General features: G+C 73.9%; 8 protein-coding genes. 4 read left to right on the top strand and 4 right to left on the bottom strand.

Annotation, left to right across the window (positions count from 1 at the left end):
• Window positions 1–83: 83 nt before the first annotated feature.
• Both entS and ACFYNX_RS02165 read right to left on the bottom strand, forming a co-directional pair.
• A complete protein-coding gene (entS, locus tag ACFYNX_RS02170) occupies window positions 84–1,448 on the bottom strand; it encodes an enterobactin transporter EntS (RefSeq protein WP_365540525.1) in 1,365 nt (454 codons plus the stop codon).
• On the bottom strand, window positions 1,435–1,704 hold the full coding sequence (locus ACFYNX_RS02165; protein ID WP_125663372.1) for a phosphopantetheine-binding protein: 270 nt from the start codon (window positions 1,702–1,704) through the stop codon (window positions 1,435–1,437). Before ACFYNX_RS02165 ends, entS begins: the two co-directional genes overlap by 14 nt.
• A 136-nt stretch (window positions 1,705–1,840) precedes the next feature.
• On the opposite strand from ACFYNX_RS02165, the gene ACFYNX_RS02160 reads away from it, so the two are divergent.
• Complete coding sequence (locus tag ACFYNX_RS02160) at window positions 1,841–2,344, top strand: GNAT family N-acetyltransferase (protein WP_388656701.1); 504 nt, start codon at window positions 1,841–1,843, stop codon at window positions 2,342–2,344.
• Between the two features lie 49 nt (window positions 2,345–2,393).
• Here ACFYNX_RS02160 and ACFYNX_RS02155 read toward each other — a convergent pair whose 3' ends face one another.
• On the bottom strand, window positions 2,394–2,603 hold the full coding sequence (locus ACFYNX_RS02155) for an MbtH family protein (RefSeq protein WP_121830477.1): 210 nt from the start codon (window positions 2,601–2,603) through the stop codon (window positions 2,394–2,396).
• 204 nt (window positions 2,604–2,807) lie between these two features.
• Complete coding sequence (locus ACFYNX_RS02150; protein WP_388656698.1) at window positions 2,808–3,554, bottom strand: AraC family transcriptional regulator; 747 nt, start codon at window positions 3,552–3,554, stop codon at window positions 2,808–2,810.
• A 137-nt stretch (window positions 3,555–3,691) separates the two neighbouring features.
• Here ACFYNX_RS02150 and ACFYNX_RS02145 point away from each other — a divergent pair, with 137 nt between their 5' ends.
• From ACFYNX_RS02145 to ACFYNX_RS02135, 3 genes are read left to right on the top strand one after another with little or no spacing between them, the layout of a single operon-like run.
• Window positions 3,692–4,762 carry a FecCD family ABC transporter permease gene (locus ACFYNX_RS02145; protein WP_388656695.1) on the top strand — a complete coding sequence of 357 codons (1,071 nt, stop codon included), beginning with the start codon at window positions 3,692–3,694 and terminating at the stop codon, window positions 4,760–4,762.
• Window positions 4,762–5,838, top strand: coding sequence for a FecCD family ABC transporter permease (locus tag ACFYNX_RS02140; RefSeq protein ID WP_388656692.1), 1,077 nt, complete (start codon window positions 4,762–4,764; stop codon window positions 5,836–5,838). The genes ACFYNX_RS02145 and ACFYNX_RS02140 overlap by 1 nt, the downstream gene beginning before the upstream one ends.
• Window positions 5,835–6,683 (top strand): ABC transporter ATP-binding protein, encoded by an 849-nt coding sequence (locus tag ACFYNX_RS02135; protein WP_388656689.1) that lies wholly within the window; start codon window positions 5,835–5,837, stop codon window positions 6,681–6,683. Before ACFYNX_RS02140 ends, ACFYNX_RS02135 begins: the two co-directional genes overlap by 4 nt.
• Window positions 6,684–6,685: the final 2 nt, after the last annotated feature.

Raw genomic sequence — 6,685 nt, 5'->3', positions numbered from 1 at the left:
AGAGGGGGAGGGGAGGGGAAGGAGGGCGGGGCGCCGGGGCGGTGCCGGGCCGGTGGCACCGGCGGCGCCCCGCCCGGTCGGTGTCAGCCGGTGACCGGGGGGAGGTCCTCGGCGGTGACCGGCTTGGCGGTGGTGAGGCCCGTGCCGGTGTGCGTCACCGCGACGAGGGCGTCGGCGGGCGGCAGGTCGCCCCCGGACCCGTCCTCCTCCTCGCGGGGGAGGGTGGCCTTGCGCAGGCCGGGGACGGTGACGGCGACGACCAGGGCCGCCGCGGCGCACACCACGCCGTTGACGACGGCGGCGCCGGCCGGGCTGAACCACTTGGCCACCAGGGCGACTTCGACGTCGCCGACGACGTCGCCCGTGGTGCCCTGGGAGGTGAGGACGCTGACCATGCGGCCGCGCAGCCGGTCCGGGGTGTTGTGCTGGACGAGGGCGTACTCGAGGATCTCGTACACCGTGCCGGCGGCGCCGCCCACGGCCAGCATCGCGAAGGCGACGGCGGCGCTGCCGCTGAGGCCGAAGCCGACGATGGCCAGGCCGCCGGTGAACGCGGCGACGAGCAGCAGGCGTCCGGGGCGGGCGGCGCGCGTGATCCAGCCGCTGGTGGCGGAGACGAGGATCGCGCCCACGGCCGGGGCGGTGTAGAGCAGGCCGAGCATGACGTCGCCGCCGCCGAACCGCTTGTCGACCATCTCGGGGAAGAGGACGACCGGCATGTTGAACAGCGCGTTGATCCCGCCGAGGGCGAGCAGGCCGCCGACGACGCGGTTGCGCACGGCGTACCGGAAGGCCGCGAGCGGCGAGCCCGAGTCCTCGGTGTCGTCGTCCTCGTCGTCCTTGACCGGGGGCAGCGGTCGCAGCCTGAGCAGCAGCAGGGTGGTGATGCCGGTGGTGACGGCGGTGAAGGCGAAGACCGGCGCGGGGCCGGCCAGGGCGAGCAGCACGCCGCCGAGGAACGGGGCGGCGACCGAGCCGATCTCACCGGTGAGGGAGATCAGGGCGCCGGCGGCGGGGAGCTGGTCGGGGCGGACCAGGGTGGGCGCCACGGCCATGAGGGCGGTGACGCTCACTCCGGTGGCGAGTCCGTCCCACGCGACGCACAGGTAGACCGCCCACAGGTGCGGGTCGGGCGTGAAGGCGTTGACCGCGAGGCCGGCGAAGGCGAGGGCGGCGGAGGAGCGGCCCCACAGGATCAGCTTGCGCCGGTCCATGCGGTCGGCCGCCCAGCCGCCCCAGAGGGAGCCCACCAGGACGGTGACGCTCATGATCATGCTGGAGACGGCGACGCCGAAGCTGGACCCCGTCAGGTCGTAGACCTGCTTGGAGAGGGCCACCATGGCCATGCCGAGGCCGAAGAGGGAGACGATCCGGGCGATGAAGATCGCCCGGAAGTCCCGGCTGGTCCGCAGCGGGCCGATGTCGACGAGGAGGTCACCGGCTCGCACGGGACGCTCCCGACGACTGCCCGAGCAGGGCGGCCCACTCGCGGAGGGTGGGACGCTCGGCGAGTTCGACGAAGCCGACCTCGGCGCCGTCGGCGCGCCACGTCTCCACCAGGCTCATCAGCCGGATCGAGTCGAGGCCCTGGTCGAGCAGGCTCTCGTCCGGGTCGACCTCCTCGGCCTCGACGTAGAGCACGTCGGCGACGTCGCGCACGAGCCGTTCCAGGGCGAAGGTCTGCTGTCCGGCCGCGTCGGCCATGGTCTGGGTCCTCTTCCGGTCCGATGGATCAAGCTTGGTTAGGTAAGGCTTACCTAAATCACTATCGTGGAGTCAAACAGGCGGGTGCCGCCACCACGGTCTGTTGGAATGTCAGTGACCAGAGAGCGAGAAGACGTTGAGCACAGCCCTGCCCTGCCCGGAGCTTCCGCCGGCCCCCGCCGCCGTCGTCCGGACCGCCGGGAGCGGCGACGTCGAAGCCCTCCGCGGGCTGTCCCGGCCGTTCGTGCGCGAGGGGTCCCTGCGCGAGCGGACGGCGGCCGAACTGGCCCTCGCGGCCACGGACTTCCTGGTCGTGGAAGCCGGGCGCGGGGACCTGGCGGGATGCGTGGGCCTCCGTGCCCGCACCGACGCGCGGGGCGGCCCGGCGGCCGTGCTCTACAACTTCTGCGTGGCGCCCGGACACCAGGGGCGGGGCATCGGCTCCGCGCTCCTCGACGCCGCCCTCGGGGAGGCCGGCGCGCGGGGCGCGACCCGGGTGTTCACCGCGACCACCGGCAGCGGACTGCTGTTCCTGCGGTACGGGTTCACTCCCGGCGGCGACGAGGAGGCGCCGCCCGTGTGGCGTGCCTCGCTCGACCCCGCGCGCGGTTCCCGGATCCTGGTCCGCGCCCTCGGGTGACGCGGCCGGGCCCTTCCCGGCCGGGGGGACCGGCCGGGACGCGGCGACGTCAGGAGCGGGCGGCGAGGCTCGCCGGACGCAGGTCCGTCCAGTGCTCCTCGGTGTACGCGGCGCAGCCCTGCCGGGAGTCCTCGCCGTGCACCACGGTCCAGCCGTCCGGCACCTCGGCGAAGGCGGGCCAGAGGGAGTGCTGGTTCTCGGCGTTGACGAGCACGAAGTAGCGGGCGTCGTCGTCCTCGAAGGGGTTGGTCGCGGTCATGGGTCTCTCCTCGCGCCGGTGCGGCCCCGCGTGCGGTCGCCCGGTGGGGCGGAGTGCGAGGGGCCGTCGGTTCGTCTCGGTGGGGCGCCCGGGAAGCGGGCGTTTAGGTAAGGCTTACCTAAAATCGCCTAGAGGTCAGTGACTGTCAAGTCACTCCCCGGGGCCCCTCCCGGTGTGGCGGGGGCGTCCGGATCCCGCCCCGCCTCACCCCGTCGAACGGTCCGCGCACTCCTTGGTCCAGGCGCCCGGGGTGCGCCCGAAGTGTCGCCGGAACGCCAGTATGTAGCCGTTCGTGCTCGTGAATCCGACCTTGGCGGCGACCGCGCCCACCTGGTGCCCCTGGTTCAGGAGTTCGAGCGAGTGGTTGAGGCGCACCCGGGTCCGCCACTCGGAGAAGGGCAGCCCGGTCTCGGTGCGGAAGGCCCGCCGCAGGCTGGTGGAGCTGACGTAGAGGCTCTCGGCCCACTCCGTCGCGGTGCGCTGGTCGTCGGGCCTGCGCAGCAGGGTGCCGGCCACGGCGAGGGCGGCCTCGCTGGTCGGGCGGGGCAGCGGGAGCCGCACCTCCCGGCGGGTCCGGACGCAGGTCAGTGCGGCGAACATCGCCGCGTCGTCGGCCCGCGACCCCGCTCCGCGGGTCCGGGCCAGCAGGTGCCGACGGGTCGCGTCGTCGATCCGGATCGCGGTGGTCCGGGCGTGCGGAAGCCGGTGCGCGGCGGGGTCGAACGACTCCGCGAGGACCAGGGACTCGGGGTCGAAGCGGGCGCTGTGCGGGGTCCCGGCCGGGAGCCACAGGCCCAGGGGGGCGGTGAGTTCGTGCGCGCCGTCCGGCGTGGTGACCGTGATCCGGCCCAGGGGCGCGTACAGGAACTGGTGGAAGTCGTGCACGTGGGTGGGGTGCCCCGTCGCCGTGATGGCGTCCTCGTCCGCCACCCGTGTCGTGCCGTCGGCCATGCAGGCCACCCCCCGTGGTCCCGGACCGGACGCACTCCGGCCCCTCGATGTGATCGGTCGGCCTCCGGGTTGGATCCCCGAAGGTTAGGCAAGGGTAACCTAAGTCGCCGTACGAGCCGTGAGAACAAGGACAACAGATGACACAACCGCCCGCGTCGGTGGTGAAAGCCCCGCCGCCGGAAGGGAATCGGGGCGCGCCGGTGGTGCGCACCCGGGCCTCCCGGGGCACGGCCGTCGCCGTGCTCGCCGTCGCGGCGGTGCTCGTGACCCTCGTCGCGGGCATCGGGCTCGGAGCCCGGGACATCTCGCCCCTGGAGGTCGTGCGCATCCTCCTCCACCCCGGGGACCAGGCGTTCGACACCCACGTCCTGTGGACCGAGCGCATCCCCCGGACCTTCCTCGGCCTCGCGGTGGGCGCGGCGCTCGGCGCCTCCGGCCTCGTCATGCAGGCGCTCACCGCCAACCCCCTCGCGGACCCGGGCATCCTCGGCGTCGAACAGGGCGCCTCGATGTTCGTCGTCTTCGGCATCATGTTCCTCGGAGTCACCGACGCCGGCGGCTACTTCTGGCTCGCCCTCCTCGGCTCCTCCGTGGCCGCCACCCTCGTCTATCTCATCGGGACCCGCACCGACGCCGGCAGTTCGGCCGTCGGCCTCGTCCTCGCCGGTGTCGCCATGGCCGCCGTGATGTCCTCCCTCATCACCCTCCTCGTCGTCCGCGACAAGGAGGCCTTCGCCCACCTCCGCTTCTGGTCGGTCGGCCAGCTCACCGGCCGCGCCGAGGTCCTGAGCCAGGTCATGCCCTTCGTGATCGTGGGCCTGCTCCTCGCCCTGCCGCTGGGCCGCACCCTCAACATCCTCGGACTCGGTGAGGAGACCGCCCGCGCCCTCGGCGTCCGCGTCGAACGCGCCCGCCTCGCCGCCGCGGCCGTCGCCGTCCTGCTCTGCGCCTCCGCCACCGCCGCCGTCGGCCCCGTCGCCTTCGTCGGACTGGTCGCCGCGCACTGCGCCCGGCTCCTCGTCGGACCGGACCACCGCTGGTCGCTGCCGGTCTCCATGGCCGTCGGCGCCGTCCTCCTCACCGGAGCCGACACGGCCGGCCGGCTGGTCCTCGACCACGGAGAGGTCCAGGTGGGCCTCATGACCGCCATCGTCGGCACCCCCTTCTTCGTCTGGCTCGCCCGCCGCCGCGACCTGGTGCGGATGTGATGACCGCACTCGACACCCGGTCCCCGCGGCCGGACTCCCCGACCACGCCCGCCGTCGTCGCGCACCTGCGCGCCGACCGCCGCGCCCGCAACCGCCGCGCCGCCGTGACCGCCGCCGTGCTCACCGTCGCGCTGCTCGGCCTCACCGCCGCCTCCGTCCTGCTCGGCGGCATCGGCCGGCTCGACCCCGCCGACGTCCTCCCCGCCGCCTTCGGCCTGCGGGACGGCCTCGCCGACTATATGATCTTCCAACTGCGGATGCCGAGGGCGCTCTCCGCGCTCCTGGCCGGAGCCCTCTTCGGCCTCGCCGGCTCGCTCTACCAGCGGCTGATCCGCAACCCGCTCGCCACCCCCGACATCGTCGGCATCTCCGCCGGAGCCGGCGCCGGCGCCGCGACCGCGCTCCTCTACGCGCCCGCCGCCTTCGCCCTCGGCGTCCCGGTCGCCGCCGTCATCGGCTCCTTCGTCCTCGTCGCGGCCGTCCAGGCGCTCAGTTGGCGCGGCGGGGTCGACACGTACCGCCTCGTCCTCGTCGGCATCGGGCTCAGCGCGGTCTGCACCGCCTACACCAACTACCTGTTCACCGTGGCGGACCAGCAGACCGTCGCCATCGCCATGCGCTGGACGGTCGGCAGCACCAACGCCGCCGACTGGGACGGCGTCACCACCCTCGCCGTCGGCTTCGCCGCCTGCGCGCTCGCCGCGCTCTTCCTGGCCCGGCCCCTCGCCACCCTCACCCTGGGCGACGACTTCGCCTCCGGCCTCGGCACCCGGGTGACCGCCTCCCGCGTCGGCGTCCTGCTCCTCGGCGCCGCCGCCGCGGCCCTCGCCACCAGCGTCGTCGGGCCCATCGGCTTCGTCTCCCTCGTCAGCGGCCCCATCGCCGTGCGCCTGGTGGGACCCGAACGCTCCACCCTCCTCGCCCCGGCCGTCGGCGCCGTCATCGTGATCGGCGCCGACGTCCTCGCCCAGCACGCCCCCCTGATCAGCCCGGTGCCCACCGGCGTCCTCACCGCGCTGCTCGGCGCCCCCTACTTCGTCTGGCTGATCCTTCGACGCAGGCAGGGAGCCTCGTGACACACACCGTGACACCGCAGACCGAGAGCCCGGAGGCCACCGCGCCCCACCAGCTCGAAGCCCGCGGCATCAGCGCCGGGTACGGAAGGACGCCCGTCATCGAGGACCTGTCCCTGCGGATCGAGAAGGGCCGGATCACCGCCCTCGTCGGCCCCAACGCCTGCGGCAAGTCCACCCTCCTCAAGTCCATCGCCCGGCTGCTGCCCCTGGCCGCCGGATCGGTCCTCCTCGAAGGCGCCGACATCCACCGCCTGCCCACCCGCGAGGTGGCGCGCAGGCTCGGCGTCCTGCCGCAGTCCCCGGTCGCCCCCGAGAGCATCACCGTCGGGGACCTGGTCTGGCGCGGGCGCCACCCGCACCGCCGGTTCGGCCGCCGCCGCGACGAGCACGAGGACGTGATCATCGCCGAGGCGCTCCGGGCCACCGGCACCGCCGAACTCGTCGACCGCCCCGTCGACCAGCTCTCCGGCGGCCAGCGCCAGCGCGTGTGGATCGCCCTCGCCCTCGCCCAGGACACCCCGACCCTGCTGCTCGACGAGCCCACCACCTACCTGGACGTCGCGCACCAGATCGAGGTCATGGACCTCCTCGCAGACCTCAACGAACAGACGGGCAAGACCATCGTGCTCGTCTCCCACGACCTCAACCAGGCCGCCCTGTACGCCTCGACGATCGTCGCCATGCGCGACGGACGCGTCGTCCGGCAGGGCCCGCCCGAAGAGGTCCTCGACGAACGGACCGTGGCCGAGGTCTTCGGCCTCACGTGCGTCGTCGTACCCCACCCCCACACCGCCAGGCCGCAGATCTTCCCCCTCGGCCGCCGTCACCACTCGCAGGAGAACTGACC

This window comes from Streptomyces sp. NPDC007872 (assembly GCF_042868165.1).
Lineage (GTDB): Bacteria > Actinomycetota > Actinomycetes > Streptomycetales > Streptomycetaceae > Streptomyces.
The sequence above is the reverse complement of the archived record's forward strand: the minus strand, read 5'-3'. Positions and strand labels throughout refer to the sequence as shown.

Coding starts and splice junctions, on each gene's coding strand:
- ACFYNX_RS02165 (WP_125663372.1), bottom strand. CDS start 1,704: ATGGCCGACGCGGCCGGACAGCAGACCTTCGCCCTGGAACGGCTCGTG.
- ACFYNX_RS02155 (WP_121830477.1), bottom strand. CDS start 2,603: ATGACCGCGACCAACCCCTTCGAGGACGACGACGCCCGCTACTTCGTG.
- ACFYNX_RS02150 (WP_388656698.1), bottom strand. CDS start 3,554: ATGGCCGACGGCACGACACGGGTGGCGGACGAGGACGCCATCACGGCG.
- ACFYNX_RS02145 (WP_388656695.1), top strand. CDS start 3,692: ATGACACAACCGCCCGCGTCGGTGGTGAAAGCCCCGCCGCCGGAAGGG.
- ACFYNX_RS02140 (WP_388656692.1), top strand. CDS start 4,762: ATGACCGCACTCGACACCCGGTCCCCGCGGCCGGACTCCCCGACCACG.